A 26,981-nucleotide genomic window follows, 5' to 3' on the forward strand; every position below is an offset into this window, starting at 1 on the left:
CGATTGTGGACAGGCGTTCAAAAAATAGGCACGATGCCTTCGGTGCAGCACGACCTTTCCGGCTTTCGCAGATGGCTGTGGTGCAGGCGGGCGGGTTCCGGCGCGTGACGCCGGTGGCATGTGTCTTGCTTCTTGAATCTTTGGTGTCGAGCCTGGCGCGTGGCGCCGGAGCAAACAAAGGGTGGTTGTCGATGTACGCAAAACAGAAGATCTCGGTGGCGGTGGTGGCCTTGCTTGCCGCCAGCACGCTGGGTGCCGCGGCGAATGAAAAAGTCACCTTTGGCACCAACTGGCTGGCCGAGCCGGAACATGGTGGTTACTATCAGGCCGTGGCCGACGGCACCTACGCCGCCTGCGGCCTCGACGTCACCATCATGCAGGGCGGTCCGCAGGTCAGCGGCCGGCCGATGCTTTTGGCTGGCAAGATCGATTTCTACATGGGCGGCAATCTGCTGTCGGCCTTCGATGCCGTCCAGCAAGGTATTCCGATGCGCGTGGTGGCGGCGGACTTCCAGAAGGATCCACAGGTGATCATGTCCCACCCCGGCGAGGGGCTGGACAAGTGGGAAGATCTGAAGAACGCCGACCAGTACATACTGGGTGACGAAGGCGTGCAGACCTTCTTCCAGTGGATGGTCACCGCACTCGGCTTCGACGCCGCCAAGCGCGCGCCCTACACCTACAACACCGCTCCCTTCCTCGCCAACAAGAAGTCGATCCAGCAGGGCTACGTCACCTCGGAGCCGTTCGCGGTGAAGAAGGAAGGCGGCTTCGTGCCGAACCAGTTCCTGCTCGCCGACTATGGCTGGGACACCTACTCGACGACGATCGAGGTGATGCAGGACACGATCGACAAGAAGCCGGAGGTGGTCCAGTGCTTCGTCGATGGCTCGGCCAAGGGCTGGTACAAGTACCTCTACGGCGACAACAAGGCCGCCAACGACATGATCAAGAAAGACAATCCCGACATGAGCGACGAGCAGATCGCTTTCTCGATCGAGCAGATGAAGAAGTTCGGCCTTGCCGATTCCGGCGATACCGAGAAGCTCGGCATCGGCGCCATGACCGACGCGCGCATCAAGAGTTTCTATGACAAGATGGTCAAGGCCAAGGTTACGCCTGAAGGCATCGACATTTCGAAGGCCTATACGCTGGCCTTCGTCAACAAGGGCGTCGGGCTCGACCTGAAGAAATAGGCCAGCCTGAGCATGATAGGGGAAAAGGTGGCGCGAGCGCCGGCATCGGACGTCGCTCCGACCTTGCTGGCGCTGCGCGGCGTCGGCAAGGTGTTTTCCAACGGCGTGACGGCACTGAGCGACGTCGACCTGACGATCCGGGAAGGCGATTTCCTCAGCCTGCTCGGGCCGTCCGGTTGCGGCAAGTCGACGGCGCTGCGGCTGATCGCCGGCCTGTCGACGCCGACCTCCGGCGTGCTTGACTGGCGCGGCGGCGGTTCGCTCGACCGCGCCAATATCGGCTTCGTCTTCCAGGAGCCGACGCTGCTGCCCTGGGCCAGCGTCTTCGACAATGTCTGGCTGCCGCTCAGGCTGAAAGGCATTTCCCGCGCCAAGGCCGCCCCGGCGATCACGCAAATGCTGGCGCGGGTGCACCTGACCGGTTTCGAGAACGCCGTGCCGCGCGAACTGTCCGGCGGCATGAAGATGCGTGTCTCGATCGCGCGCGCCATGGTGACCAAGCCGCGTGTGCTGCTGATGGACGAACCTTTCGCAGCACTGGATGAGATCACCCGTTTCAAACTCAACAACGATCTGCTGGAGCTGTGGCAGGACGAACGCTTCACCGTCGTCTTCGTCACCCACAGCGTCTTCGAAAGTGTGTTTTTATCCAACCGGGTCGTCGTCATGGCGGCGCGGCCGGGCAGGGTGTTCGACGAACTTGCCATCGAGGCCGCCTATCCACGCGACGAGGCATTTCGCACCTCGCCGGACTATGCAGCCCTTTGCGGTCAGGCTTCCGACGTGCTGGTCAATGCCATCAATTCAACAGCGGGCCCTCATCATGACGGTCATTGACGGCACGTTGAAACTCGACCCCGAGGAAGCGCGCCGCGTGCGCCAGGAGCGGCTCGAGCGGGTCGGCCGTTGGGTGCTGCCGCTGGCGATCATGATCCTGGCGATCTGGCTGTGGGACCGCATCTGCGTGTGGAACGAGATCCCGCAATATATCCTGCCGCGCCCCGGCGTGGTGCTGCAGACGCTCCACAACGATGCCGGGCTGCTGTTCTCCTCGCTGCTGGTCACCTTGCGCATCACCTTCCTCAGCCTGGCCTTGGCCGTCATCGGCGGCGTCGGCCTGTCGGTGCTGTTCGCGCAATCGAAATGGGTGGAGATGTCGTTCTTCCCGTTCGCCATCGTGCTGCAGGTGACGCCGATCGTGGCGATCTTTCCGCTGATCAACATCTATGTGAACAACCAGACGACCAAGCTTCTGCTGTGCGCCTGGATCGTCGCCTTCTTCCCGATCCTGTCCAACACCACGCTCGGCCTGAATTCGGTCGACCGCAATCTGCGCGACCTGTTCAAGCTCAATGGCGCGACGCGCTGGCAGCAGTTGCGCTATCTCAGGCTGCCGGCGGCGATGCCGTATTTTCTCGGTGGGCTGAAGATCGCCGGCGGCCTGTCGCTGATCGGCGCCGTGGTGGCCGAGTTCGTTGCCGGCGCCACCGGCCAGTCGTCGGGGCTCGCCTCGCGCATCATCGAGGCCGGCTACCGGCTCAACGCGCCAAGGCTGTTCGCGGCGCTGTTCCTGATCTCGCTGACCGGCATCCTGATCTTCCTCGTGCTGTCGCTGATTTCGCATCTCATTTTGCGGCGCTGGCATGAAAGCGCGCTGAAGCAGGAGCGGTAGGACCTTGATTCCGAACTCAGCTTCATACCAGCTCGCCAACGCCCGCCTTCATCGATCGCTGACGTCGGGCCTTGCCGCAACTTACGACAATGACGGTTTCACGCTGGCCGACGTTGCTATTGCAGACGGCAAGATCTCCAGCATTGCGGTGCATGGCAAAGCGAAGGCGCCGACGGAGGCTATCGACCTTGTCGGTCGCATCGTCTTGCCGTGCTTCGTCGACTGCCATACGCATATCGACAAGGGCCATATCTGGCCGCGAAAGCCCAATCCCGACGGCACCTTCATGGGGGCGCTCAACGCCGCCGGCGCCGACCGCGTCGCGCGCTGGAGCGCCGAGGACCTTGCGAAGCGCATGGATTTCTCGCTGCGCTCGGCCTACGCACATGGCACCAAAGCGCTGCGCACCCATCTCGACAGCGTCGCGCCTCAGGAGGAAATCTCCTGGCCGGTGTTCGAGACGATGCGCGAGACATGGCGCGGCCGCATCGAATTGCAGGGCGCCTGCTTGCTCGGCATAGAGGGCGTGCGCGACAAGAAATGGTTCGATAGGCTGGCGAAGCGGGTCGCCGCGGCCAAGGGGGTACTGGGTGTCGTCACCTATATGGTGCCGGATCTGGAGGAACTGCTCGACCATGTCTTCGCGCAAGCGATCAAGCATGGGCTCGATCTTGATTTCCATGCCGATGAGACCGACGACATCGCGGCGATCTCGCTGAAGAAGATCGCCGAGGCCGCACTTTGGAACGGTTTCGAGGGCAAGATCCTTGTCGGCCATTGCTGCTCGCTGGCGCGGCAACCCGACCTCGAGGTGCTGGACACGCTGGACAAGGTGGCGAAGGCCGGACTGGCGGTGGTGTCGCTGCCGATGTGCAATCTCTATCTGCAGGATCGGCGCGGGGACCAGACCACGCCGCGCTGGCGAGGCGTGACGCTGCTGCATGAGATGAAGGCAAGGGGCATTCCTGTCGCCGTCGCTTCCGATAACACGCGCGATCCCTTCTATGCCTATGGCGATCTCGACATGCTGGAGGTCTACCGCATGGCGACGCGCATCCTGCATTTCGATCATCCGGTCGCGGACTGGCCGCAAGCGGTCGCCGCGACGCCGGCCAAGGTGATGCGGCTCGATGGACTTGGCACGCTTGCCGCCGGCGGCGATGCCGATTTCATCCTGTTCAAAGGTCGAAGCTGGACGGAATTGCTGTCACGGCCCGAATCGGATCGCATCGTCGTGCGCGGCGGCCGCGTGATCGAGCGGCAATTGCCCGACTATGCCGAACTCGACGAACTGATGGTGGAATGATGGACGTTTCGGCGCTCAAACGCGATCTCGACGGGATAAAACTCGACGACAATCCGGCCATCGTCCAGCAGAAGAGCCGCGACTTCTACTGGTACAGCCCGGTGCTGAAACAGCAGCTCGACCATGTCACCGGTGACCTGATCGTGACCCCGAAGACCGAGGCCGAGCTGATCCGTGTGCTGGCCGCCTGCCACCGGCATGGCGTGCCGGTGACGCCGCGCGGCAGCGGCACGGGCAATTACGGCCAGGCGATGCCATTGTCGGGCGGCGTGGTGCTCAATCTTGCCGAGATGAACGAGATCAAGTCGATTGCGCCGGGGCGCGTGGTAACCGGGCCGGGCGCGGTGCTGGCCGATATCGACAAGGCCACGCGCGCGCATTCCGGGCAGGAGCTGCGGCTCTCGCCTTCGACCTACAACACTGCCTCGATCGGCGGCTTTATCGCCGGCGGCTCGGGCGGCGTCGGTTCGATCAATTTCGGCGGGTTGCGCGATTTCGGCAATGTGCTGCGCCTGCGCGTGGTGACGATGGAGGCCGAGCCGAAAGTGCTCGAACTCACCGGCGAGGACCTGCACAAGGTCACCCACGCTTACGGCACCAACGGCATCATCACGGAAGTCGAGATGCCGCTGACGGCGGCCTATGAGTGGGTCGACGTCATTGTCGGCTTCGATGCCTTCATGGACGCGGCGCGCTACGGCAATGCGCTGGCCTGCCAGGACGGCATCCTGACCAAGCTGATCACGCCGATCGCCGCCCCGGTGCCGCAGCTCTATTTCAAGCGCCACCAGAAATTTTTCAGGGAAGGCCAAAGCATCTGCGTCGTCATGGTGGCGCAGCATGGGCTGGATGCATTCCTCGCCTTCAGCCGGCGCGCCGGCGGCGAGGTGGTCTTCAACGCCGCGACCGCGACGCCGGAGGAGAAAAAGGGCCTGCCGCCGGCCTATGAGCTGGCCTGGAACCACACCACGCTGAGGGCACTGCGCGTCGACCCCGACATCACCTATCTGCAGTCGCTTTATCCGTTTCCCAACCAGCTGGCGCTGGTCGAGAAGATGGATGCGATGTTTCCGGGCGAAGTGTACTCGCATCTCGAATTCGTGCGGCTGGACGGCAACATCACCTGTTTCGGCCTGCCGCTGGTAAAATTCACCACCGAGGCGCGGCTGAACGAGATCGTGCGCCTGCACGAGGACAATGGCTGCCCGATCTTCAACCCGCACCGCTACACGCTGGAGGAGGGCGGCATGAAGCAGACGGATGCGGTGCAGCTTGCCTTCAAGCGCGAGACCGATCCGCAAGGCTTGCTCAACCCCGGCAAGATGATCGCCTGGGAAAATCCGGACTATGATTATCGCTCCGGAAGGACCTTCCTGTTCAAGGGGCTGCAGAGGGTGGGATGATGCAATGACGAACGCGTGGCCTCGCGCTGACCTGCGGGATGTCTTCCCTTGAACATCCTCGTGCTCTACGCCCACCCGGTCGAGACCAGCTTCAATGCCGGCCTGCACCGGTTGATCGTCGAGCGGCTGACGGCAGCGGGCCATAATGTCGATGACTGCGACCTCTATGCCGAGGATTTCGACCCGCGGCTAGTGCGCCAGGAGAGGCTGGATTATCACAACCAGCGCGGCTCCAAGGACCCGGCGGCGCCCTATGTCGAGCGCCTACTGCGGGCCGAGGCGCTGGTGCTTTCCTATCCGGTCTGGAATTACGGTTTCCCCGCTATCCTGAAAGGTTTTTTCGACCGCGTCTTTCTGCCCGGCGTGTCGTTCAGGCTGGTCGACGGCAAGGTGCAGCCGTCGCTGCACAACATAAGGAAGGTCGCGGCCGTCACCACCTATGGCGGCAGCCGGTTCCGCGCCATTGTGATGGGCGATCCGCCCCGCAAGCTGATCAAGCGCATGCTGCGCGCCACCGTAAAGCCCGGCGCGCCGGTGACTTACCTCGCGCATTACGCGATGAACCTGTCGACCGACCAAACACGAAAATCCTTCATGACGAAGGTGGCGGCGAGCATGGATGCATTCTGATGCGGGTCCTCGTGGTCTATTGCCATCCGGTGCCGGAAAGTTTTTGCGCCGCAATCCGCGACACCGCCCTGGATGTGCTCAAGGCAAGGGGCTGGGAGGTGCGGCTGCTCGACCTCTATGCCGAGAAATTCGACCCGGTGATGGGCTGCGACGAGCGGCGCAGCTACAACAATCAGGCGCCGCAGGACCCGGCGCTGAAGCTGCATTTCGAGCTGCTCGCCTGGGCCGAGGCGATCCTGTTCGTCTATCCGACCTGGTGGTACGGGCTGCCGGCGATGCTGAAGGGCTGGCTCGACCGGGTCTGGGCGACGGACGTCGCCTTCAAACTGCCGGCGGGCAAGGGGCGGATCACATCGCTGATGACGCATGTCAGCAAGGTCGGTGTCATCACCACCTGCGGCGCGCCGACCTGGTGGAGCGTCGTGGTCGGCCAGCCTGGACGCAAGACGTTGCTGCGCGGCATGCGGGCGCTGTGCGCGAGACGGTGCAGGACGTTCTTCCTGGCGCATTATCTGATGGACGCCTCGACGCCAAAGACGCGGGCGGCGTTTTTGGCGAAGGTGCGGACGAAGCTGGAGCGGTTTTGAGCGATGCGCGACGTTCCCTTCTCCCCTTGCGGGAGAAGGTGGCCTCGCGAAGCGAGGTCGGATGAGGGGTGCGCGAAGGAACTCTGCTTTGCAGTAGTAAGCGCTTGTGATCCTTCGATCTTTTCACGGTGCGCTTCGTCACGCACCCCTCATCCGTGTCGGCGCTGCGCGCCGATCCACCTTCTCCCACAAGGGGAGAAGGACAGGACTGCGCTACATCCTCGTCCTTTCCGCCTTTGGGTCATACATCGGCTTCAGCGAGGCCTCCGCTGCGAACCGCTCGCCGGCGATCTCAATCTCAAAGGTCGAGGCCAGCACATCCGCCTCGCTCTCGCCCTGGCACGGCACATAGCCGAGCCCAATCGCACCGCCGAGATAATGGCCGTAATTGCCCGAGGTGATCGGGCCGACGATCTTGCCGTCGCGCAGGATGGCTTCGTTGTGGAAGAGCAGCGGCTGCGGGTCGTTCAGCCGGAACTGGACCAGCCGGCGGTTCAATCCGGCTTCCTTCTTCTTCAGCACCGCATCGCGGCCGAGAAAATCGCCCTTTGCGGTCTTCACCGCGAAGCCGAGGCCGGCTTCCAGCACATTGTCCTCGTCGGTGATGTCGTGGCCGAAATGCCGAAAGGCCTTTTCGATGCGGCAGGAATCCAGCGTGTGCAGGCCGCAGAGTTTCAGACCGACATCCGCACCCGCCTCGTCGATCGCCTCGAAGACATGGGCGGCCTGGTCGGTCGAGACATAGAGCTCCCAGCCGAGTTCGCCGACATAGGTGACGCGGTGGGCGCGGGCCAGTCCCATGCCGATCTCGATCTCCTGGAACGTGCCGAACGGATTGTTCTCGTTGGAGAAATCGTTGGGGCTGACTTTCTGGATCAGCTTTCGCGCATCCGGACCCATCAGGCAGAGCACGCTTTCGGCCGCCGTGACATCGGTGATGACCACGAACTCCTCGCCGACATGCCGGCGCAGCCAGGCCAGATCGCGCTGTAGCGTGGCGCCTGGAACGACGAGGAAGTAGGCCGTATCCGAGAGCCTGGACACGGTGAGGTCGCTCTCGATGCCGCCGCGCTGGTTGAGCATCTGGGTGTAGACGATCTTGCCCGGCGCCACATCCATATCGTTGGCGCACAGCCTCTGCAGGAAGGCACAGGCATCGCGGCCCTCGATACGGATCTTGCCGAACGAGGTCATGTCGAACAGGCCGACCTTGTTGCGGACCGCCAGATGCTCGTCGCGCTGGTTGTCGAACCAGTTCTGCCGCTTCCAGGAATAGCGGTATTCGCGCTCCTGTCCCTCGCGGGCGAACCAGTTGGCTCGCTCCCAGCCGGCGACCTCGCCAAACACGGCGCCGCGCGCCTTCAGGTGTTCATGCAGGGGCGAGCGGCGCACACCGCGCGATGTCGCCATCTGCCGATAGGGGAAATGGTCGGCGTAAAGCAGGCCGAGCGTTTCGGAGACGCGCTGCTTGAGATAGCGGCGGTTCTTCTGGAACGGCTGGGCGCGGCGGATGTCGACCTCCCATAGGTCGAAGGGCGCTTCGCCATCGTTGATCCACTGCGCCAGCGCCATGCCGGCGCCGCCCGAGGAGACGATGCCGATCGAATTGTAGCCGGTCGCCATCCAGTAGCCCCGCAATTCCGGCGCCTCGCCGAGATAATAGCGGTCGTCAGGCGTGAAACTTTCGGGGCCGTTGAAGAAGGTGTGGATACCAGCGGTGGCCAGCATCGGCATGCGGTTGACACCCATTTCGAGGATCGGCTCGAAATGGTCCATATCATCGGGCAATTGGTCGAAGCAGAAATCCTCGCGGATGCCGTCCATGCCCCAGGGTTTTGCCACCGGCTCGAAGGCGCCGAGCATCATCTTGCCGGCGTCTTCCTTGTAGTAGGCGCACTCATCCGGAACGCGCAGCACCGGCAGGCGGGAGAGGCCGGGGATCGGCTCGGTGACGAGATAGAAATGCTCGCAGGCGTGCAGCGGAATGGTGACGCCGTTCTGGGCACCGAGTTCGCGGGCCCACATGCCGGCGCAATTGACGACGATGTCGGCTTCGATCATGCCTTGTTCGTCACCCTGCGCCCACGACACGCCGGTAACGCGGCCATTCCTGGTGTGGACTTTGGTGACCTTCACATTCTCGACGATGGTGGCGCCGCGCTGGCGAGCGCCCTTGGCCAGGGCCATGGCGATGTTGGCGGGGTCGCACTGGCCATCGAGCGGCAGATGCACGGCGCCGACGACGTCCGAAACATTGAGATGTGGATACATCTGCTTGACTTCATTCGGCGAAATCTCGCGCACGTCAACGTCGAAGGCGCGCGCCAGCGATGCCTGCCGGTAGATCTCGTGCTTGCGCTCCTCGGTCAGCGCAACGGTGATCGAGCCGACCTGGCGCATGCCGGTGCCGACCTCTGTCTCGGCTTCCAGCTTGACGTAGAGGTCGGCCGAATATTTCGCCAGCCGCGTCATGTTCTGCGAACCGCGCAACTGGCCGATCAGACCGGCGGCGTGCCAGGTCGTGCCCGAGGTCAGTTGCTTGCGTTCCAGGAGCACGATGTCGGTCCAGCCGAGCTTGGCCAGGTGATAGGCGACAGAACAGCCGGAAACCCCGCCGCCGATGATCACCGCGCGGGCCTTGGCAGGGACGGTCTTGGTCATGCGGCCTCGCGGCGATAGGTGGAAGCAAAACGGCGCAGCCGAGCGGCCGCTTCCTGCAGTACGGCCTCGGGCTGGCAGAGGCTGATGCGGATGTGGCCGGCGGCGGCTTTGCCGAAGCTGGAGCCGGGCATCACGCCGACCTTCTCCTGGTCGAGAAGGGCCCAGGCGAATTTTTCGTCGTCGGGTTCGACATCGGATATGTCGAGCATGACATACATGCCGCCTTCGGAACCGTGCACGCTGACATTGTTCATGCCGCGCACGGCATCCAGCAGGACGGTCCGGCGCGCCGCGTAGCGCTCGGCGATCTCCTTGACGCCGTAACGGTTCTCAAGCGCCTCGGCGCAGGCGATCGAGATGAAGGCCGGCAGGCCGTAGGTCGTCACTAGATTGAGGTTGATGAGCAGCGTGATCATATCCTGCGGACCGGTCAGCCAGCCCATGCGCCAGCCGGTCATGCCATGGCTCTTGGACATGGAATTGATGACCAGCGTGCGCTCGGCCATACCGGGCAGTGAGCGTGGCGAGACATGCTCGCCGCCGCCCAGCGTCCAGTAGACCTCGTCAGACAAAAGCCAGAGATCGTGCTCCCTGCAGATTTGCGCCAGCTGTTCCAGCCGCTCGCGCGAATAGACCGCACCCGTCGGATTGTTCGGCGTGTTGATCAGGATGGCGCGCGTGTTGGGCTTGAGGGCCGCGCGGATCATGTCGGCGCGGGGTTGAAACCCATCCTCGGCCGGCGTCTCGACGACGGTGAAACTGGCGCCGGCGGCGCTGAACGTATTGGGATAGGTGGCATAATAGGGTGCCACCACGATGGCGTGGTCGCCCTGGTCGAGAACGGCCTGCACGGCCGCATAAAGGGCGGCCTGGCCGCCCGGCGTGGCGATGACTTGATCAGGCGTCGTCTCGACGCCGGTGCAGGCGCTGGAGGCGGCCGCCATGGCCTGGCGCAGGCGCGGCAGGCCGGGAAGCGGGGTATAGTGGTGGTTGCTGCCGCGAACCGCGGTCACGCAGGCCTCGATCGTTTGCGAAGGCGTGTCGAAGTCGTGGTCGCCGACCGACAGCATGATGATGTCTTCGCCGGCTTCCTTGCGGGTCCAGGCGGCGAAATGAACCTCCCAGCCATCCTTGCCCGAAGGCACGATGCCGGAAATGCGAGACGATGGTCTGGGCATCACTGAACTCCTGATATCTGGTAGCCGGCCTGTTCGAGCCGGCCGCGCAGTGCGGCGATATGGGCGGGGCCGACTTCGCAGCAGCCGCCGACGATGTCGGCACCTGCCTGCACCCAGCCGATCGCTTGCTCGGCATAGGCGTCTGGGCCGAGGTCGTGGCGGGCGTGCAGCACATCGACGGTACCGCCATGCTTCAGCGCCTCGGTGGAGGTGAAGCCATTGGCATAGGCGCCGACCGGGCCGCCGAGGTCGATCAGGTCAGGCAAGGCGGCGGCGATCGCTTCCGGCCGGCAGCAGTTGAGCAGCCGCGCCGCTATCGGCATGCCATCGAGCGCGTTTGCCGCGGCGGCTATTGTTTCACCGCTGCGCAGTCGCGGCGCGCCGTGATCGGCGAGCGTCCACGACACCCAGACCGGCTTGCCGCTTTCCGATGCCGCGGTGACGGCCGCGCGCGCCTCATCGGCAGAGGCCATGGTTTCGCAGAGGAACAGATCGACGCCGTCGGCCTGCTCCGCGACGATGCGGCGGTAGATGTCGAGCGTCTCCTGGTAGGAAATGGTCAGCGCCGGGGCGTAGCTGCCGAAAAGCGGCGACAGACAGCCGGCGATCGCTGCCTCGCCGGCTTCGTCACAGGCCTGCCTGGCCAATTCGATGCCGCGCTTCTGCAACGGCTTGAACAGGTCCTCGGCCCCCTCGCGCGCCAGGCGTTCAGGTGTCGCCGAATAGGTGTTGATGGTGATGACGCGCGCGCCGGCGCGGATGAATTCGGCATGCAGGTCGCGCACCAGATCGGGTTCGTCGATCAGGACCCTGGCCGACCACAACGGCGTCGGCTCGGATTTGCTTCGCCGGACCAGTTCCTGGCCCATGCCGCCATCGGTGAGGATGACATTCTTCATGCGCGCAGCCTCTCGTTCCTGGGATCCCAGAGCGGCTCGTCCTTCTGCACGACCGCCTGGAAACGATCGCCGAAGATTTCGACCTCGACGGAGGTGCCGGGCTCGGTCAAATCCATCCGCAGCATGCCGAGCGCGATCGACTTGTCGATGCGATGGCCCCAGCCGCCCGAGGTGGTCTCGCCGACGATCTGGCCGCCATGCCACAGCGTCGACATGTAGGGCGCGTCGCAATCGCCTGGGTTTTCGACGACCAGCGTGACGAAGCGCTTCTTCACGCCTTGCTGCTTCTCGTTCTGCAGCGCTGCCTTGCCCCGGAAATCGGGCTTCTCCCATTTGACGAAGCGCTCGAGCCCGCCCTGCAGGATGGAATAGTCGGTCGACAGATCACCCTTCCAGGTGCGGTAGCCTTTTTCAAGCCTGAGCGAATCCAGCGCGTACATGCCGAAGGGTTTCAGCCCGTGCTTCTGCCCGGCCGCCCAGATGGCGTCGAAGATGGTGGCGGTGTCGCCGGTCTTGGTGTGGATTTCCCAGCCGAGTTCGCCTGCGAAGGAGACGCGAACGAGCTTGGCCCAGCGGCCTGTTATCTCAGTTTCCTGATGCGTCAGCCACGGCAGAGTGAGATCGGCGTCGCTGACATCGGCCAGGATTTTCCGCGAATTGGGACCGGCCAGGATCTGGGTGGAATAGTCCTCGGTCCGGTCGGTCAGGGCGAAGGCCGCATCCCCCGGCATGCGGGATTTCAGCCATTCGAAATCATGCCATTGCGCGACCGCCGCGGTGATCAGCGTCATCTGGTCCTCGCCGTGGCGAACGACCGACATTTCGGTGACGATGCGGCCCTTGTCGTCCGCGAAATAGACAAGGCCGATGCGGCCGGGCTTCGGCACTAGGCCGGTGACCTGCAGGCTCAGCCATTCGGCGGCGCCGGGGCCCTCGAGGTTGAAGCGCGAGAAGCCGGGCAGATCGAGGATGCCGGCGGCGTCGCGCACTGCCAGGCATTCTTCGCGCACGCGCTGTTGCCAGGGTCCGTCGCGACGGAAGGTCAGTGTTGCCTCCTCGGAAATGTCGTCGCCGGGTTGCGCGTACCAGGTGGCGCGTTCCCAGCCATTATAGGCGTCGAAGCGACCGCCAAGTGCCTTCGTGCGGTCGTGGATCGGCGACAGCTTGCGGTCTCGCCCTTCCGGCCAGGCATGGCGCGGGAACTGGATGGCGTATTCATTGCCGTAGATTTCCATGCCCTTGGCGATGCAATAGTCCGGCGCCGAGGCAAAGGACGTAAAGCGGCGCGGATCGCAGGACCACATATCCCATTCGGTCTGGCCCTGGGTGACCCATTCGGCCAGCACCTTGCCGGCGCCGCCGCCCTGGGCGATGCCGAAGGTGAAGACGCAGGCCTCGAAGGCGTTGGGCACACCGGGCATGGGGCCGATCAACGGATTGCCGTCCGGCGCATAGGGGATCGGTCCGTTGATGACCTTGGACAAGCCGGCCGTGCCCAGGATCGGCACGCGGGCGACGGCGTCTGCCAGATAATGTTCCAGCCGGTCGAGATCGTCGGGGAAGAGCTGGAAGGAAAAATCCTCCGGCATCGGATCGTTGTGATCAGCCCAATGCGCACGGCAATTGCGCTCATAGGGGCCGAGATTCATGCCGGCCTTTTCCTGGCGCAGATAGTAGGACGTATCGACATCGCGCAGCAGCGGCAGTTTCTTGCCCTGTTCCTTCGACCATGCGGCGAGTTCGGGGATTTCCTCGAACAATATGTACTGATGGCTCATCACCATCATCGGCACTTCGCGACCGACCATCCTGCCGACTTCGGCGGCACGGTAACCGGCGGCGTTGACAACGATCTCGCAGCGGATCTCGCCCTGCGGTGTGGCCACCACCCATTCGTCCTTCTCGCGGCGCACGCCGGTGACGGGACAGAAGCGGATGATTTTCGCACCCAGGTCGCGCGCGCCCTTGGCCAGCGCCTGGGTCAATTGCGCCGGGTCGATGTCGCCGTCGCTCGGGTCATAGAGCGCGCCCTTCAGGTCGTGCGTCTCGATGAAGGGGTAACGGCCCTTGATCTCGTCGACGCCGACCACGTCGATATCCATGCCTTGGTAGCGGCCCATGCCCTTGGCGCGCTGGAATTCCTGCATGCGCTCTTTCGTATGGGCAAGGCGCAGCGAGCCGGTGACGTGGTAATTCATGGGATAGTCGACCGCGTCGGCCAGCCCGCGGTAAAGCTCGGTCGAATAGCGCTGCATGTTCATCAGCGACCAGGACGAGGAGAAGGTCGGCACATTACCGGCTGCATGCCAGGTCGAGCCCGATGTCAGCTCGTTCTTTTCCAGGAGCACGCAGTCGGTCCAGCCCGCCTTGGCGAGATGATAGAGCGAGGAGGTACCGACGACGCCACCTCCGATGATCACCACGCGCGCCGTGCTCGGCAAACCCGCCATCTTCTTCTCCCAGAAATGAAGCGCGTTGCGCTTCCTTTTTTGTTGTGATGCATGTCGTTATGCCAAAACCGCTGCACAGTTTTGGGCGACATGCATGTCAATAAACCGGCGGCGAAACCACCCAGATGACAACCGCCGGCTCGGTGCCTGGATTGCGCCAGCGATAGGGCTTGCCTTCGAAGCGGAAGGAATCGCCTTCGCCGAGCCGGTGCCAGACGCCCGCAATCTCGATCTCGAAAATACCCGAGGCGAGATATCCGGCTTCCTCGGTCGGCCGCAGCTGCTCGGTCTTCATCTCCGCGCCCGGCGCGAAGATCGAGCGCACCATCTCGAAGCTACCACCGAGATCGGGCGACAGGAGTTCTTCCACCAGGCCGGATTCGCTGGTGCCAAGCGTGCGGCGCCTGCCGGCGCGCACCACCACGCCGCGCTCGCTTTCGACCGGCACGTCATGGCTGAAGAACAGGCTGATCGGCACACCGAACAGTTCGGCGAACGCCCTGAGGTCGCTGAGCGACGGCGTCGACAGGCCGCGTTCGACCTGGCTGACCCAGCCGACCGAACGGCCAAGCTTCAGGGCGATTTCGGCGAGCGTCAGCCCGCGTGCCCGGCGCAGCGCCCTGATATCGCCGGCCAGCACGCGTTCGTCAGGTCCCTGCAATGTTCGTGCGGTAGGAGACGCCAAAACGCTCACTTCATGAAAAATTCAATCCGAATTTCATGAGAAATCAAGCTCATGAAAAAATCAAGTAGATTTTCACCAATGCTCAAGATTTGCTTGCAGGATTTTGACGGTTCATGCAAAGGCTCCGCCGCAAGCGGCGAGTGGGGACGTCCGATCGACGCAATGGCTAAGGGACGGCCCATGTTGGAAAAGAAGGCTCGAATAGCGGATGAGGCCGAGATCGTCGACGAGGCGATCGTGTCGCGCCGTTCGGTGCGCGCATTTCTGCCCGACATGGTCGACGACAACACCGTTCGCGACATTCTGGCGGTTGCGGCACGCGCGCCGTCCGGCACCAACATGCAGCCATGGCGGGTCTACGTCACCAAGGGCGAGACCAAGCAGCGTATATCGGACGCCGTTCTGAATTCCGGTATCCGCGCCGAAAAGGCCGACTGGGACGAGTATCGCTACTATCCCACCCAGTTCTTCGAACCTTATCTGACGCGGCGACGCGCTAACGGTTTCGGCCTTTACGGCGCGCTCGGCATCGGCCGCCGCGAGGTCGACAGGATGCGTGCCCAGCACGACCGCAACTTCGTCTTCTTCGACGCGCCGGTGGGCATGATCTTCACCATTGACCGCCGGCTCAACCAGGGTTCGTGGATTGACTACGGCATGTTCCTGCAGAACATCATGGTCGCTGCGCGGGGCAGGGGCCTGCACACCTGCCCGCAGGCCGCCTTCGCGCCCTATCATCGGCAGATCCGGTCGGTGCTCAACATTCCCGACGAGGAGATCGTCGTCTGCGGCATGGCGCTCGGCTATGAGGACACCTCCAAGCCGGAAAACGCCTTCCGCACCGACCGCGTGCCGCTGGAAGAGTGGGTGTCGTTCAGCGAATAGAGCGGTCGCCGAAGGAAATCGGCGGCGTATGGTGGCTATTCCGTATTCATCTGCATGCCATGTCCGCTGACATGGGCGCCGTCCCGCGGTGTCAGCTTGAGATAGGCAAACAGCGCGCAGAGCGTGATGATGCCCTCGATCGCGAACAGGATCCGGAAGTCATTGGTCACGGCAGGCCCGCCGCCGGCCAGGAACGATAGCATGGCCGCCGCCAGGCCGACGCTGACCGCCACCGCGAGCTGCCAGAGGATGTAGTAGAGCGCGCTGAAGCGGGCGAGCTGGTCGGGGGCTATGTCGGAATAGGCGAGGTTGCCGGTCGAGGCCCATTGGACGGACCGAAAAACGCCGAAAGCAAAGATATAGCCAAGCACGATCCACACCGGCGTCGTCGCCTGCATCAAGGCAAAGCCGGCGACCATGGCGGCAACGACAGGCGTGTTGAAGACCAGGACAAGGCGGAAGCCGAACCGGTTGAGGACGCGCGGCATGAAGAAACGCATGATCACCGAGCCGAGCGCGGCAACGAAGGTCAGCGATCCCGCCTGCACCGCGCTCATGCCGAAGCCGAGCTGGAACATCAGCGGCAGCAGGAAGGCGACGGAGCTCAGCCCGATCGTGTCCAGCCCGCCGCCGGTGAGGAAGGAGATGCGGAAGGTGCGGATGCGCAGGAGCTTGAGGTCGAGCAAGGGATTTGGCACGCGCAGGCAGTAGAGCGAGGCAACCGACAAGATGATGACCGCCAGCGCCAGTTCGCCGGCAATCATGCCGCCGGCGGCGTCCTTGGCAGCAAGCGAGTCCATGCCGAACACCAGCAGGATCATGCCGCTGCCGACCAGCAGGAAGCCTGGAAAATCGAACCGCGTGCGAACGGGCTTGGTCACCGTCGGGAACAGCGAGGCGGCAAGGACCGCCGCCGCCAGCGCGAACGGGACGTTGATGAAGAAGATCCAGCGCCAGGAAATGTAGGTGGTCAGCGCGCCGCCGACGAGCGGCCCGACCAGCGGTCCCGTCTGGCTGGCGACCGAGATATACATGTTGATCTTCAGCGTCCGGTTGCGCGGAAAGCTCGACAGGATGACGACCTGGCCGAGCGTGCCCATCAGCGCCCCGCCAAATCCCTGCAGCGCGCGGGCGCCGACCAGTGTCCAGATGTTATCAGACAGGCCGCAGAGCGCCGAGGAGGTGGCGAACACCAGCAAGGCAAAGCAGTAGACGTTGCGCAGGCCGAAGCGGTCGGCCGCCCAGCCGCCGAGCGGCATCGAGATGATCAGGCTGGCGACATAGACGGTGATCAGCAAACCGAGCTGGCTCGGCGGGCGGGCGAGGCTTTCGCCGATACCGGGCAGCGCCGTCACCACGACATTCTGGTCGAGGCTGGTCATGAACACACCGCAAGCGACCGTCAGCGGCAGCAGGAGCAAGGCTCGGGCCGACACATCGGCGCGATCCGTGGCGCCGGCGGATAGTTCTGCGGTCATGGGAATGTTCGAACCAAACGAATGTGCCGAGCCTGAGACGGGATTTTTATCCCTTGGGCCGATCTGGCGGCCACGTTTTCCACCATGGCCGCCCACTGTGCGATTCTCTAGCGGCAGAACCGGCCGGCATTGAGGCCAGAAGCGATGTCGCGCCGCTCAGCCTGCTCAACCGTCAAGCAGATGCTGAATCTGCGACCGCAGCCATTGGTGCGCCGGGTCGCCGTCGCGTCGCTTGTGCCAGATCTGCGTGAACTGAAAGGCCGGGATTTCGAAAGGCGGGGCGAACACGCAAATCCGATTGTCCGGCGCCGGAAGTATCCGGCTGGCGATGGTAAGAACCAGGTCGGTGCCGGCGATCAGGTGTGGCCCGACGCCCCAATGCGGGATGATGAGGCAGAGCCGCCGCTTGCGGCCCAATCCGGCCAGGGCCTTGTCGACCTCGCTCTGGCGCTCGGGCCGCAAATCGACCAGCGCGTGCGGCCGTTCAAGATAAGTCGCTAGATCCATCGTCTTTCTGCCGCCAAGACTTGCCGCATCGGCGAGACAGGCAAAACGCTCGTCGAACAAGCGATGCGAGCGCACGGATCGATCCAGGTCGGGAAAGACGCCAAAGGCCAGATCGATCTCGCCGTCGACGATTTGCGAAACCATGACCTCGCGGCTCGCCTGGCTGACCATGAGATCGACCTGCGGTGCCTGCGCCCGCATGAGCGGCAGCAGGGCCGGCAGGATGACCGCCGCGCCATAGTCCGACATGGCGAGCCGAAACGTTCGGCGCTCCGTTGCCGGGTCGAAGCCAGCCGGCGCCAGAAGGTGCCGCATGCGATCGAGTGCCTCGGTGAGCGCCGGGCTGATTTCCATGGCGCGCGCCGTCGGCTCGAGGCCCCCTTGCCGCCTCACCAGCAGCGGGTCATCGAGAAGGTGACGCAGCCTGGCGAGCGCATGGCTGACAGCGGGCTGACTCTTGTTCAAGCGGATTGCCGCCCGCGAAACGTGGCGTTCGGCCAGCAAGGCCTCCAGTACGACGAGCAGGTTTAGATCGATAGCGGCCAGATTATTCATTTCATGCATACTATGTGTACGACAATCGAATTTCCATATGTGAACCTGATGATGTAGTCGGCCATGATCGATATGGAGACAATCTCATGGCCAGCACCTTTTCCTTTCTGATCGCCGCCCTGCTGGCAGGGACCGCCGTTCCCTTCCAGGCTGGGGCGAACGCCATGCTTGGCCGCCTGCTCGGTCACCCGCTCTGGGCAACCTTCGTTTCTCTGGGTGTGAGCGCCGTGTTGATCGTCCCGGTCATGATAGGCTTCAAGCTGCCCGTTCCCGCCGTCGGGATGGCAGTCAAAGGTCCGTGGTGGATCTGGATCGGCGGTGCGGCAGGCGTGGCCTACATCACTGCCGCATTGCTTCTGGCACCGAAGCTCGGTGCCGCGAGCTTCATCGTTGCCGTGATTGCAGGCCAGATGGCCGCGTCATTGGTCATCGATCATTTCGCCTTGATGAGCTTTGCCCATCGGCCAGTGACCGTCGCTCGTTTTGCCGGACTTGCGCTGATCATTGGCGGGCTCGTGGTGACGCAATGGGCAAGCACGATTGCGCCACGGGCAAGCCAACTCGACTTCAATCCGGACAAAAAAGGAGACAGCAAATGAAACCTCAGATCGTCCTGCGAGTGGCGCGGCCGACCAACGATCTGGCGGCGGTCATCCGTTTCTACCGGGATGGTCTCGGCCTTCAGGAGCTGTTTCGCTTCAGCGATCACGATGGCTTCGACGGCGTCATGCTCGGGCAGCCCGGCGACGCCTATCATTTCGAATTTACCCACGCCCATGGTCATGAAGCGGGCAGGGCGCCCACAGCAGACAATCTGGTTGTCTTCTACATGCCGGATCGTGACGCCTGGGAGGCGGCCATCCAGCGCATGAAGGACCATGGCTACGCCGCGGTGCCGTCCTTCAATCCCTTTTGGGACAGGCAAGGCATCACCTTCGAGGATTGCGACGGCTATCGTGTTGTCCTGCAGAACGTCGACTGGCACGCCGTCGCGCAGCAATCCTAGCCGGCACCGGAGGAGGTGGCCCTACTGCACCTCGTAGCCGACTTCCTCGCTGGCATGGCAAAGCGCCTTCCAGAACGAACGCGCGAAGGAGCGGAAGACGTAGATGTCGAACTGGTCGGCGCCGGTGCGCTGGATCTGGGCGAAGACGTCGTGGTGAGCCGTCGAGCGGCCGGCGCCGACCGGGAAGGCCGGCAGCGCGAAGTCGATGGCGAAGAATTTCGCCAGCACCCATTCGGCCTTCGGCCCGGCGATGCGGATGGCGGTGCGGCCATGCGACAGATCAGTCACCGTGCCGATGGCCGGTGTCACCGCCTTGGCGAAGGCAGCGGCCAGCCCTTCGGCCTCGTCGGCCACGGTGAATTTTCCCGGCGCGAAGCCGAACACCGATTTCACGCCGTCGCTCGAGCCGCCGCCGGCGCCGTCCGGCAGCGCCAGCCCGGTGACGGTGCGGATGGCCGCAATCAGTTTCTTCTCCTCGCCCGGCCAGGCGGCGAGCTGCACGATCGAGCCCGGCCTGGTCTCGGTCAGGAGTATCTCGACGCCATGCTCGAAATTGCCATGCGAGCCGACATGGAACTCCGGCTCGAGGGGGGATTGGCGCTCAACCATGCATGCGGGTCCCTTCCGGATCGTAGAAATGGTTGGAGACGATCTCGACCGGTCCGAACCTATTGCGCAACGGATCGGAGACATGGGCACGCGTGCCGTGCCTGGCCTTGCCGGCCTGGACCAGCGCCAACGCGATGTGCTTGCCGAGTGCCGGCGAATAGCAGCAGGCGGTGATGTGACCAATCGAGCCGTGCGGATTGGTCTCGTCCAACGCCTCGACAATGTGCGCGCCGCCATTTAGCGGCCGGTTGTCGAGCGCGATCAGGCCGACCAGTTCCAACCGGTCGGACGCGATCAGGCCTTCGCGGTCCATCATCGCCGAGCCGATGAACGGCTTCTTCTTCGACAGCATCCAATCGAGATGCAGGTCACGCGCCGTGGTGCGGCCGTCGATCTCGGCACCGGTGACATGGCCCTTTTCGATGCGCATCGTGCCCAGCGCCTCGAGCCCGTAGGTGACCAGCCCGAACGGCTTGCCGGCCTCGATCAGCGCTTCCCAGACATGGATGCCGTGGCCGGCGCCGGAATAGACCTCGAAGGCCATTTCGCCGGAGAAGGAAAGCCGGCAGATCATCACCGGCACGCCCGCTATCTGGCCATGGACGATGCCCATGAAGGGCAGTATCGCATTGTCGACCGCGGTGCCGGTGACGCAGGCGGCGAGGATCTGCCTGGCTTTCGGGCCGCCGATCGCCGCACCCGCCCATTCGTCGGTCACCGAGGTGACGTGGACCTTGAGGTCGGGCCAGATCACGTCGAGGAAGTATTCAAGATGCTGCATCACCTTGCCGGCATTGGCCGTGGTGGTGGTCATCAGAAAATCCTGTTCGCCCAGTCGCCAGGTGGTGCCGTCGTCGAAGGCGAAGCCGTCCTCACGCAGCATCAGCCCGTAGCGCGCCTTGCCGACGGCGAGCGTCGAAAACATGTTGGTATAGACGCGGTCGAGAAACGCTGCGGCATCGGGGCCCTGCACGGCGATCTTGCCCAGTGTCGAGACATCGACGATGCCAGCACTTTCGCGCGTCGCCTTGGCTTCGCGCACATAGGCCTGCTCGATCGTTTCGCCTGAAAGCCCGTAGATCATCGGCCGGTACCAGAGGCCGGCGGAATACATGGTCGCGCCATTGGCGAGGTGCCAGTCATGCATCGGCGTCAGCCGTTCGGGCTTCAGGTCGCCAAAGCGCTCCGCCGCCAGCGAGCCGATCGACACCGGCGCAAAGGGCGGCCGGAAACGCGTCGTGCCGACTTCCGGGATCGGCTTGCCCAGCGCCTCGGCCATGATGGCCAGGCCGGGAACATTGGAGCTCTTGCCCTGGTCGGTGGCCATGCCGAGCGTGGTGTAGCGCTTGAGATGCTCTACCGAGACGAAGCCTTCGCGGTGCGCCAGCCGGACATCCTCAGCCGTCACGTCATGCTGGAAGTCGACAAAGCTCTTGCCCTTGGCCCTGATCTCGAAGACAGGCGCCGGATCGGGATCTCCGTGGACGGCTTCGACCGTGGGCAATGCCGCCGGCGTGCTCGTTCCGCCGGCTGCTGCAAGGCCGGCGGCGCGGCCTTCTGCGATCGCCTCGGCCGTGGAAAAACTGCCGGTAAAAGCGCCGGCCCCGATCCATTGCTGCGCCGGCTTCGGCGGCAGGAAGGCCTGGCGTGCGGCATTCCATTCCGCTTTGGCGCCGGCCTGGCTGGCCAGATGGATGGTCGGCGACCAGCCGCCCGACATCAGCAGGCAGTCGGCATGGATGCTGCGCTCATCGCCGGTGAGCGCGCCAGTGACCATGTCGAAACGCTGCACCTTGACGCCGGAGAGCGCCTTGCCGCCCTCGGTGGCGACGACGGCGTGGCCGGCAAAGATATCGGCCTCGGCCTCCGTGGCCAGCTTGCGCATCTCTGGCGAAAGCTCGGACCTGACGTCGGCGATGGCGACGATCGCCGCACCGGCCTTCTTCAGGGCGATGGCCGCGCGATAGGCGCTGTCATTGTTGGTGAACAGCGCGATCCGCTCGCCCGGCAGCACGCCGAACTCGTTGGCATAGCGCTCCGCCGCATGCGCCAGCATCACGCCCGGTCTGTCATTGCCCGGGAAGACCAATGGCCGTTCGAAGGCGCCGGTGGCCAGCACCACGGATCTGGCACGGATCGCCCAATAGCGATGGCGCGGTTCGCCCTTGGCGGGTTGTTCCTTGTGGTCGCTGACGCGTTCGAGCGCGGCAAGCGTGTTGTTGTCGTAGTAGCCCCATACCGTGGTGCGCGGCAAAAGCCGGACGTTGTCGCGGCCTTCGAGCTGGGTGACGGTGCGCCGCGCCCAATCGGCGGCCGGCGCGCCATCGATGGTTTCGTTCGACCAGTTGGTCGAGCCGCCAAAACGCGGCTCGAGATCGGCCAGCATGACGCGCGCGCCCTGATCGGCGGCCGCCTTGGCGGCCATCAGGCCGGCCGGCCCAGAGCCGACCACCAGCACGTCGCAAAAGGCGTTCATGCGTTCGTAGTGGGCGGGATCCTTCGCTGATCCGGCACTGCCGAGACCAGCGGCGCGGCGGATGAAGTGCTCGCAGAACATCCAGAAGCGCGTGCCTTTCAGCGGACCGATCACCGGCCCCATGAAGGTCTTGTAGTAGAAGCCGGCCGACAGGATCTTGCCGCCGAGCTGGTTGACGGCATGGATGTCCCAGGCCAGCGAAGGGAAGCGGTTCTGGCTGATCGCCACCAGCCCGTCATGGATCTCGACCATGGTCGCTGGAATGTTAGGCTCGCGCACCTCGCCCTTCAGCACCGTCACCAGCGCATTGGGCTCCTCCACGCCCGCGGTCAGCAGGCCGCGCGGACGGTGGTATTTGAACGAGCGGCCGAAAAGCGTGATGCCCTTGGCCAGGAGGGCGGAGGCCAGCGTGTCGCCGGCATGGCCGGTATAGGCAACGCCGTCGAAGCTGAAGCGAATCGTCTTCAGCCGGTCGATGCGGCCGCCAGTGTCGGTGCGGCGCGGGCTCATGCCTTGTCCTCCGCCTTGCGGCGCGCGGCCGAGGCATGATCGCCGCGCACGAAGGCGACGCTCGAAATCTCATGCGTCAGCGTGTTGCGCACGACGCGCAGATGCGCGCGGCAACCGCCGGAATGCTGCCAGATCTCATTGTGGTCGCCGGCCGGATTCAGCCGGTCGTAGACATAGGCGTTCCACGCCTCGAAATTCTGCGAGGCCGGGTCGGGACGGTCGCGGTTGCCGTCACCCTGATAAGTGAATTCGATGACGTCGCGCGGGCCGCAATAGGGACAGGTGATCAACATCGGATTTTCCTAATGCAGCCTTGCTTAGTGAAGTCTGGGGTTCGCGCCCTGGCCCTTGTCGTCGATGACGAGGCCGCGGTGGAAGCGATCGAGGGTGAACGGCGCGTTGAAATCGTGTGGCTCATCCTTGGCGATGGTCCAGGCAAAGGTCCAGCCGGAGGCCGGCGTCGCCTTGAAGCCGCCATAGCACCAGCCGCAGTTGAGATACATGCCGGGCAGGGGACCGGTTGTGATGATCGGCGAACCGTCCATCGACATGTCGCAGACACCGCCCCACGAACGCAGCATGCGCACACGCGCAAGGCCCGGAAACAGTGCCAGCATCTCGCTCATCACCTCGTCGACGATGGGCAAGTTGCCGCGCTGCGCGTAGCTGTTGTAGCCGTCGATATCGCCGCCATAGACAAGGCCGCCCTTGTCGGACTGCGACATATAGAAATGGCCCATGCCGAAGGTCACGACCGTGTCGATGAAGGGCTTTAGCGATTCCGTCACGAAAGCCTGCAGCACATGGCTCTCGATCGGCATCGTTTCGACGCCGGCCAACTGCATGACGCGTCCGGTGCTGCCGGCCACGGCGACCGCCACCTTCCTGGCCCTGATGTCGCCGCGCGACGTGGTGACGCCGATGACGCGATCGCCATCGCGCAGGAAGCCGGTGACCTCGCAATTCTCGATGATGTCGACGCCGCGCCGGTCGGCGCCGCGCGCATAACCCCAGGCCACCGCATCGTGACGGGCGGTGCCGGCGCGCCGCTGCATCAGGCCGCCGACCACCGGAAAACGTGCATCGCTGGAGATATCGAGCGCCGGGATCAGGCGTTTGATCTGCGCCGGCGTCATCAGTTCGGCATCGACGCCGAGATGGCGCATGGCATTGCCGCGCCTGGCATAGTCGTCGAACTGCGCCGGCGTGTGCGCCAGGTTCAGGCAGCCGCGCTGCGAGAACATGACGTTGTAATTGAGTTCGTGCGACAGGCCTTCCCACAGCTTCATCGAATGTTCGTAAAAGCGGGTGTTGGCGGGCAGCAGATAGTTCGAGCGCACCGCCGTGGTGTTGCGGCCGACATTGCCGGAGCCGAGCCAGCCCTTTTCCAGCACGGCGACGTTGGTGATTCCGTGCTCCTTGGCCAGATAATAGGCGGTCGCCAGCCCGTGACCGCCGCCACCAATGATGATGACGTCATAGGAAGCCTTCGGGTCCGGCTTGCGCCAGGCCGGCTTCCAGTCCTTGTTTCCCTTGAGCGCGTTCGCGAGCAGCGAAAAGGCCGAGTACTCTGCCATCATTGTCATCCGGTTCGAGCGATGCGGCAGACTATAGAGCAGGCTGCATCCGCAAAGCCAATATTGCGCCATGGCCTTTCGACTGGCCGACGCTCGGATCGCGATCGGATCGCCATCGGATGCGACGGCTTGCCCCACGATATGGCCGTCTTTATCAAGGACAGGCTTTTTAAATGCCTTTGCCGCCGTGAGTCGCCGATAGTCATGCTTTTGAGATTGCTTCGCCTCATTTTGGTTTTCACGCTGGTCATTTCGGCGTCGCCTTCGTTCGAGGCGATGGCGCAGGCGCTTGGCCAGGGCTCCATCGGCCTGGTCACTGATCAGCAGAAAGTCATCCAGGGCCTGACGGCCAAGACCGACGATCTCGAGAAGAAAATCCAACAGGACGCCGAGGACGATGCCTCGCTCGTGGATATCCGTCTGCAACTTGAGGATCTGTCGCGAGCGGCACTGACCAGTGCGCTGGCGTTCCGTTCGCGCCTCACTGACATCAACAATCGTATCGAGGTGCTCGGCCCGCCGCCGGCGGCGGGCCAGCCGCAGGAGCCCGACATCGTGACCGGCGAGCGCCAGGCGCTGGCGTCGGAAAAGGCCGAGATCAACTCGGTCGTCGCCAGCGCGCAGAACTTGTCGATCCGCATCAGCGGGCTGGTCGACAAGATCGGCAACATGCGCAGCGCGCTGTTCCGCAACCTTTTGACCAAGCGCTACGTGCTGTCGGACGCGCTGAGCCCGCAGGTCTTCTCCGACGCCCAGGAGGAATACGCCAACTTTTACAAGGCGGTGTCGTCCTGGCTGAGCTTCGCGTTCAAGTTCAAGTTCCAGGCCATCCTGGCGGCAACCTTCGTGGCGCTCGGCCTGGCGCTGGTGCTGCTGGTCGGTGGCCGGCGGCTGTTCGGGCGGGTGTTCGAGGCCGATCCCGCCAACGAGGACCCGTCCTATCTCAGCCGTCTGTCGGTGGCCTTCTGGTCTACCATGCTGCCGACCCTGGCGGTCGGCGTATTCCTCGCCTCCACGGTGTTCTTTTTCAATTATTACAATGTGTTGCGCGGCGACATCGGAGTCTTTCTGAATGCACTGGCAACCGCCATCGGGGTGATCTTCTGCGTCAACCGGCTGACCAATGCCGCGCTTGAGCCGCAACTGCCGAACTGGCGCCTCATCCCGGTCGAAACCGGGGCGGCGCGCTGGCTGGTGCGCCTGTCGACCGCCATGGCGGTCGTCATCAGCGTCAACACCTTCCTGTCTGTCGTCAACGACAAGATGGGCTCGCCGCTGTCGCTGACCATCGCGCGCAGTTTCGTCGCCACCATCGTCGTCGGCATCATCCTGATCCTGATGGCCATGCTGCGGCCGTTCAGGGCACGCGACGGAAGCTGGCGGCCCTGGCCGGCATGGCTGCGCTATCTGGCGCTGGCGCTTGGACTGTTCACCATCATCGCCGCGCTGCTTGGCTATATCGGCCTTGCCCTGTTCGTCTCGCTGCAGGTCGTGGTCACCGGCACGGCGCTGATCACCGCCTATATCGGCTTCCTGTCGGCGCGGGCGATCGGCGAGGAAGGGGCGTTCGCCAACACCACGGTCGGGCGCTGGCTGTCGACCCATTCCAGCTACGAGGACACGGCACTCGATCAGCTCGGCCTCGTCGTCAGTGTTGCCATCAACCTGTTGATAGTGCTGGTTTTCCTGCCGCTTATCCTGCTGATGTGGGGGTTCCAGCCCGGCGACATCCAGGCCTGGGCCTACAAGCTGGCGACCGGGATCAATATCGGTTCCGTGACGATTTCGGTCACCGGCATCCTTTCGGGCATCGTCGTCTTCATCATCGGCTATTTCCTGACGCGATGGTTCCAGGGCTGGCTCGACGGCTCGGTGATGGCGCGCGGCAAGGTCGATACCGGCGTGCGCAACTCGATCCGGCTGGCCGTCGGCTATGCCGGCGTGGCGCTGGCGGGGCTGGTCGGCATATCGGCGGCGGGCATTGATCTTTCCAGCCTCGCTCTGGTCGCCGGTGCCCTTTCCCTGGGTATCGGTTTCGGCCTGCAGAATGTCGTCTCCAACTTCGTCTCCGGCCTGATCCTTTTGGCCGAGCGGCCGTTCAAGGTCGGCGACTGGATCGTCGCCGGCGACGTCAGCGGCACGGTCAAGAAGATCAGCGTGCGCGCCACCGAGATCGAGACTTTCCAACGGCAGTCGGTGATCCTGCCCAATTCAAACCTGATCAACAACGCCGTCGGCAACTGGACGCACCGCAACAAGCTCGGCCGTGTCGAGATCAAGGTCGGCGTCGCCTATGGCAGCGACGTCAAGCAGGTGCATGCCATGCTGCTGGAAATCGCGCGCAGCCATGCGATGGTGCTTAAGAACCCGGAGCCCTTCGTGCTGTTTTCCAATTTCGGCGCGGCCGCGCTGGAGTTCGAAATCCGCGTGTTCCTGGCCGATATCATGAACGGCAGCGTCGTGCAGAACGACATTCGTTTTGCCGTGCTGGAGACATTCAACGACCAGCATATCGAGATTCCGTCGACGCCGCGCGCTGTCGTCGAGGTGAACAAGCCCAAGGCCTGGCCAACCGACGACGACAAGATCGAGGCCGACTTCGCCGAACAGGAACAGGCGAAGGTGGAAGCCGCGGCCGAAGCGAAAAGGCTCGCCAAATCCGGACGCAAGGCGCGCAAGCCCGATCCCAGCTAGGGTCGGTTCCCGTCAGC

Annotated in this window: 22 protein-coding genes; 11 read left to right on the forward strand and 11 right to left on the reverse strand. The window is 63.8% G+C overall.

What is annotated here, in order from left to right; translation table 11 throughout:
* The first annotated feature begins 191 nt into the window (after positions 1 to 191).
* From FJV83_RS11985 to FJV83_RS12015, 7 genes are read left to right on the forward strand one after another with little or no spacing between them, the layout of a single operon-like run.
* Positions 192 to 1,196, forward strand: coding sequence for an ABC transporter substrate-binding protein (locus FJV83_RS11985; protein WP_095773117.1), 1,005 nt, complete (start codon positions 192 to 194; stop codon positions 1,194 to 1,196).
* 12 nt (positions 1,197 to 1,208) lie between these two features.
* Positions 1,209 to 2,033 (forward strand): ABC transporter ATP-binding protein, encoded by an 825-nt coding sequence (locus tag FJV83_RS11990; RefSeq protein WP_142885264.1) that lies wholly within the window; start codon positions 1,209 to 1,211, stop codon positions 2,031 to 2,033.
* Entirely contained in the window at positions 2,020 to 2,868 is an 849-nt protein-coding gene (locus tag FJV83_RS11995) for an ABC transporter permease (protein ID WP_140889340.1), read from the forward strand. Before FJV83_RS11990 ends, FJV83_RS11995 begins: the two co-directional genes overlap by 14 nt.
* A gap of 4 nt (positions 2,869 to 2,872) precedes the next feature.
* Positions 2,873 to 4,174: a cytosine deaminase gene (locus FJV83_RS12000; RefSeq protein WP_142885265.1), complete on the forward strand. Its 1,302-nt coding sequence runs from the start codon at positions 2,873 to 2,875 to the stop codon at positions 4,172 to 4,174.
* Positions 4,174 to 5,577 (forward strand): FAD-binding oxidoreductase, encoded by a 1,404-nt coding sequence (locus FJV83_RS12005; protein ID WP_142885342.1) that lies wholly within the window; start codon positions 4,174 to 4,176, stop codon positions 5,575 to 5,577. The genes FJV83_RS12000 and FJV83_RS12005 overlap by 1 nt, the downstream gene beginning before the upstream one ends.
* A 48-nt stretch (positions 5,578 to 5,625) precedes the next feature.
* Positions 5,626 to 6,207: an NAD(P)H-dependent oxidoreductase gene (locus tag FJV83_RS12010; protein WP_142885267.1), complete on the forward strand. Its 582-nt coding sequence runs from the start codon at positions 5,626 to 5,628 to the stop codon at positions 6,205 to 6,207.
* Positions 6,207 to 6,794, forward strand: a complete 588-nt coding sequence (locus FJV83_RS12015; RefSeq protein WP_095787411.1) for an NAD(P)H-dependent oxidoreductase — start codon at positions 6,207 to 6,209, stop codon at positions 6,792 to 6,794. Before FJV83_RS12010 ends, FJV83_RS12015 begins: the two co-directional genes overlap by 1 nt.
* Before the next feature lie 213 nt (positions 6,795 to 7,007).
* Here the strand turns inward: FJV83_RS12015 and FJV83_RS12020 are convergent, their stop codons facing one another.
* From FJV83_RS12020 to FJV83_RS12040, 5 genes are all read right to left on the reverse strand, one after another.
* Positions 7,008 to 9,455, reverse strand: a complete 2,448-nt coding sequence (locus tag FJV83_RS12020; RefSeq protein ID WP_142885269.1) for an FAD-dependent oxidoreductase — start codon at positions 9,453 to 9,455, stop codon at positions 7,008 to 7,010.
* Positions 9,452 to 10,633 (reverse strand): pyridoxal phosphate-dependent aminotransferase, encoded by a 1,182-nt coding sequence (locus tag FJV83_RS12025; protein WP_095790906.1) that lies wholly within the window; start codon positions 10,631 to 10,633, stop codon positions 9,452 to 9,454. The genes FJV83_RS12020 and FJV83_RS12025 overlap by 4 nt, the downstream gene beginning before the upstream one ends.
* Complete coding sequence (locus tag FJV83_RS12030; RefSeq protein WP_142885271.1) at positions 10,633 to 11,532, reverse strand: homocysteine S-methyltransferase family protein; 900 nt, start codon at positions 11,530 to 11,532, stop codon at positions 10,633 to 10,635. The genes FJV83_RS12025 and FJV83_RS12030 overlap by 1 nt, the downstream gene beginning before the upstream one ends.
* A complete protein-coding gene (locus tag FJV83_RS12035) occupies positions 11,529 to 13,982 on the reverse strand; it encodes an FAD-dependent oxidoreductase (RefSeq protein WP_095787413.1) in 2,454 nt (817 codons plus the stop codon). Before FJV83_RS12035 ends, FJV83_RS12030 begins: the two co-directional genes overlap by 4 nt.
* A 97-nt stretch (positions 13,983 to 14,079) precedes the next feature.
* Positions 14,080 to 14,643, reverse strand: coding sequence for an XRE family transcriptional regulator (locus tag FJV83_RS12040; RefSeq protein ID WP_095772976.1), 564 nt, complete (start codon positions 14,641 to 14,643; stop codon positions 14,080 to 14,082).
* 204 nt (positions 14,644 to 14,847) lie between these two features.
* Here FJV83_RS12040 and FJV83_RS12045 point away from each other — a divergent pair, with 204 nt between their 5' ends.
* Positions 14,848 to 15,552, forward strand: coding sequence for a nitroreductase (locus FJV83_RS12045; protein WP_185973328.1), 705 nt, complete (start codon positions 14,848 to 14,850; stop codon positions 15,550 to 15,552).
* A gap of 35 nt (positions 15,553 to 15,587) precedes the next feature.
* Here FJV83_RS12045 and FJV83_RS12050 read toward each other — a convergent pair whose 3' ends face one another.
* Together FJV83_RS12050 and FJV83_RS12055 are read right to left on the reverse strand one after the other, a co-directional pair.
* A complete protein-coding gene (locus FJV83_RS12050; RefSeq protein ID WP_095772974.1) occupies positions 15,588 to 17,030 on the reverse strand; it encodes an MFS transporter in 1,443 nt (480 codons plus the stop codon).
* A gap of 165 nt (positions 17,031 to 17,195) precedes the next feature.
* Positions 17,196 to 18,092: a LysR family transcriptional regulator gene (locus FJV83_RS12055; RefSeq protein WP_142885274.1), complete on the reverse strand. Its 897-nt coding sequence runs from the start codon at positions 18,090 to 18,092 to the stop codon at positions 17,196 to 17,198.
* 86 nt (positions 18,093 to 18,178) lie between these two features.
* On the opposite strand from FJV83_RS12055, the gene FJV83_RS12060 reads away from it, so the two are divergent.
* A complete protein-coding gene (locus tag FJV83_RS12060; RefSeq protein WP_142885276.1) occupies positions 18,179 to 18,691 on the forward strand; it encodes a DMT family transporter in 513 nt (170 codons plus the stop codon).
* On the forward strand, positions 18,688 to 19,098 hold the full coding sequence (locus FJV83_RS12065) for a VOC family protein (protein ID WP_142885278.1): 411 nt from the start codon (positions 18,688 to 18,690) through the stop codon (positions 19,096 to 19,098). Before FJV83_RS12060 ends, FJV83_RS12065 begins: the two co-directional genes overlap by 4 nt.
* 21 nt (positions 19,099 to 19,119) lie before the next feature.
* Here FJV83_RS12065 and FJV83_RS12070 read toward each other — a convergent pair whose 3' ends face one another.
* The 4 genes from FJV83_RS12070 to FJV83_RS12085 are packed head-to-tail and all read right to left on the reverse strand — an operon-like array spanning position 19,120 to position 24,270.
* Positions 19,120 to 19,707, reverse strand: a complete 588-nt coding sequence (locus FJV83_RS12070; protein ID WP_095772972.1) for a sarcosine oxidase subunit gamma — start codon at positions 19,705 to 19,707, stop codon at positions 19,120 to 19,122.
* The gene (locus tag FJV83_RS12075) at positions 19,700 to 22,693 is read right to left on the reverse strand and encodes a sarcosine oxidase subunit alpha (RefSeq protein WP_142885279.1); all 2,994 of its coding nucleotides are present in this window, start codon (positions 22,691 to 22,693) and stop codon (positions 19,700 to 19,702) included. Before FJV83_RS12075 ends, FJV83_RS12070 begins: the two co-directional genes overlap by 8 nt.
* Positions 22,690 to 22,986 (reverse strand): sarcosine oxidase subunit delta, encoded by a 297-nt coding sequence (locus FJV83_RS12080; RefSeq protein ID WP_142885281.1) that lies wholly within the window; start codon positions 22,984 to 22,986, stop codon positions 22,690 to 22,692. The genes FJV83_RS12075 and FJV83_RS12080 overlap by 4 nt, the downstream gene beginning before the upstream one ends.
* Before the next feature lie 24 nt (positions 22,987 to 23,010).
* Positions 23,011 to 24,270 (reverse strand): sarcosine oxidase subunit beta, encoded by a 1,260-nt coding sequence (locus FJV83_RS12085; RefSeq protein WP_095773115.1) that lies wholly within the window; start codon positions 24,268 to 24,270, stop codon positions 23,011 to 23,013.
* A 204-nt stretch (positions 24,271 to 24,474) separates the two neighbouring features.
* Between FJV83_RS12085 and FJV83_RS12090 the strand changes: the two genes are divergently transcribed.
* Positions 24,475 to 26,964, forward strand: a complete 2,490-nt coding sequence (locus tag FJV83_RS12090; RefSeq protein ID WP_095790912.1) for a mechanosensitive ion channel family protein — start codon at positions 24,475 to 24,477, stop codon at positions 26,962 to 26,964.
* The last annotated feature ends 17 nt before the right edge of the window (positions 26,965 to 26,981 follow it).

The sequence above is a fragment of the Mesorhizobium sp. WSM4307 genome (assembly GCF_007003945.1).
Classification (GTDB): domain Bacteria; phylum Pseudomonadota; class Alphaproteobacteria; order Rhizobiales; family Rhizobiaceae; genus Mesorhizobium.

Excerpts from the sequence above, each read along its gene's own strand:
- FJV83_RS11985 (WP_095773117.1), top strand. The coding sequence starts at position 192 with ATGTACGCAAAACAGAAGATCTCGGTGGCGGTGGTGGCCTTGCTTGCC.
- FJV83_RS11990 (WP_142885264.1), top strand. The coding sequence starts at position 1,209 with ATGATAGGGGAAAAGGTGGCGCGAGCGCCGGCATCGGACGTCGCTCCG.
- FJV83_RS11995 (WP_140889340.1), top strand. The coding sequence starts at position 2,020 with ATGACGGTCATTGACGGCACGTTGAAACTCGACCCCGAGGAAGCGCGC.
- FJV83_RS12005 (WP_142885342.1), top strand. The coding sequence starts at position 4,174 with ATGGACGTTTCGGCGCTCAAACGCGATCTCGACGGGATAAAACTCGAC.
- FJV83_RS12015 (WP_095787411.1), top strand. The coding sequence starts at position 6,207 with ATGCGGGTCCTCGTGGTCTATTGCCATCCGGTGCCGGAAAGTTTTTGC.
- FJV83_RS12020 (WP_142885269.1), bottom strand. The coding sequence starts at position 9,455 with ATGACCAAGACCGTCCCTGCCAAGGCCCGCGCGGTGATCATCGGCGGC.
- FJV83_RS12025 (WP_095790906.1), bottom strand. The coding sequence starts at position 10,633 with ATGCCCAGACCATCGTCTCGCATTTCCGGCATCGTGCCTTCGGGCAAG.
- FJV83_RS12030 (WP_142885271.1), bottom strand. The coding sequence starts at position 11,532 with ATGAAGAATGTCATCCTCACCGATGGCGGCATGGGCCAGGAACTGGTC.
- FJV83_RS12035 (WP_095787413.1), bottom strand. The coding sequence starts at position 13,982 with ATGGCGGGTTTGCCGAGCACGGCGCGCGTGGTGATCATCGGAGGTGGC.
- FJV83_RS12045 (WP_185973328.1), top strand. The coding sequence starts at position 14,848 with ATGTTGGAAAAGAAGGCTCGAATAGCGGATGAGGCCGAGATCGTCGAC.
- FJV83_RS12050 (WP_095772974.1), bottom strand. The coding sequence starts at position 17,030 with ATGACCGCAGAACTATCCGCCGGCGCCACGGATCGCGCCGATGTGTCG.
- FJV83_RS12055 (WP_142885274.1), bottom strand. The coding sequence starts at position 18,092 with ATGAATAATCTGGCCGCTATCGATCTAAACCTGCTCGTCGTACTGGAG.
- FJV83_RS12060 (WP_142885276.1), top strand. The coding sequence starts at position 18,179 with ATGGCCAGCACCTTTTCCTTTCTGATCGCCGCCCTGCTGGCAGGGACC.
- FJV83_RS12065 (WP_142885278.1), top strand. The coding sequence starts at position 18,688 with ATGAAACCTCAGATCGTCCTGCGAGTGGCGCGGCCGACCAACGATCTG.
- FJV83_RS12070 (WP_095772972.1), bottom strand. The coding sequence starts at position 19,707 with ATGGTTGAGCGCCAATCCCCCCTCGAGCCGGAGTTCCATGTCGGCTCG.
- FJV83_RS12075 (WP_142885279.1), bottom strand. The coding sequence starts at position 22,693 with ATGAGCCCGCGCCGCACCGACACTGGCGGCCGCATCGACCGGCTGAAG.
- FJV83_RS12080 (WP_142885281.1), bottom strand. The coding sequence starts at position 22,986 with ATGTTGATCACCTGTCCCTATTGCGGCCCGCGCGACGTCATCGAATTC.
- FJV83_RS12085 (WP_095773115.1), bottom strand. The coding sequence starts at position 24,270 with ATGGCAGAGTACTCGGCCTTTTCGCTGCTCGCGAACGCGCTCAAGGGA.
- FJV83_RS12090 (WP_095790912.1), top strand. The coding sequence starts at position 24,475 with ATGCTTTTGAGATTGCTTCGCCTCATTTTGGTTTTCACGCTGGTCATT.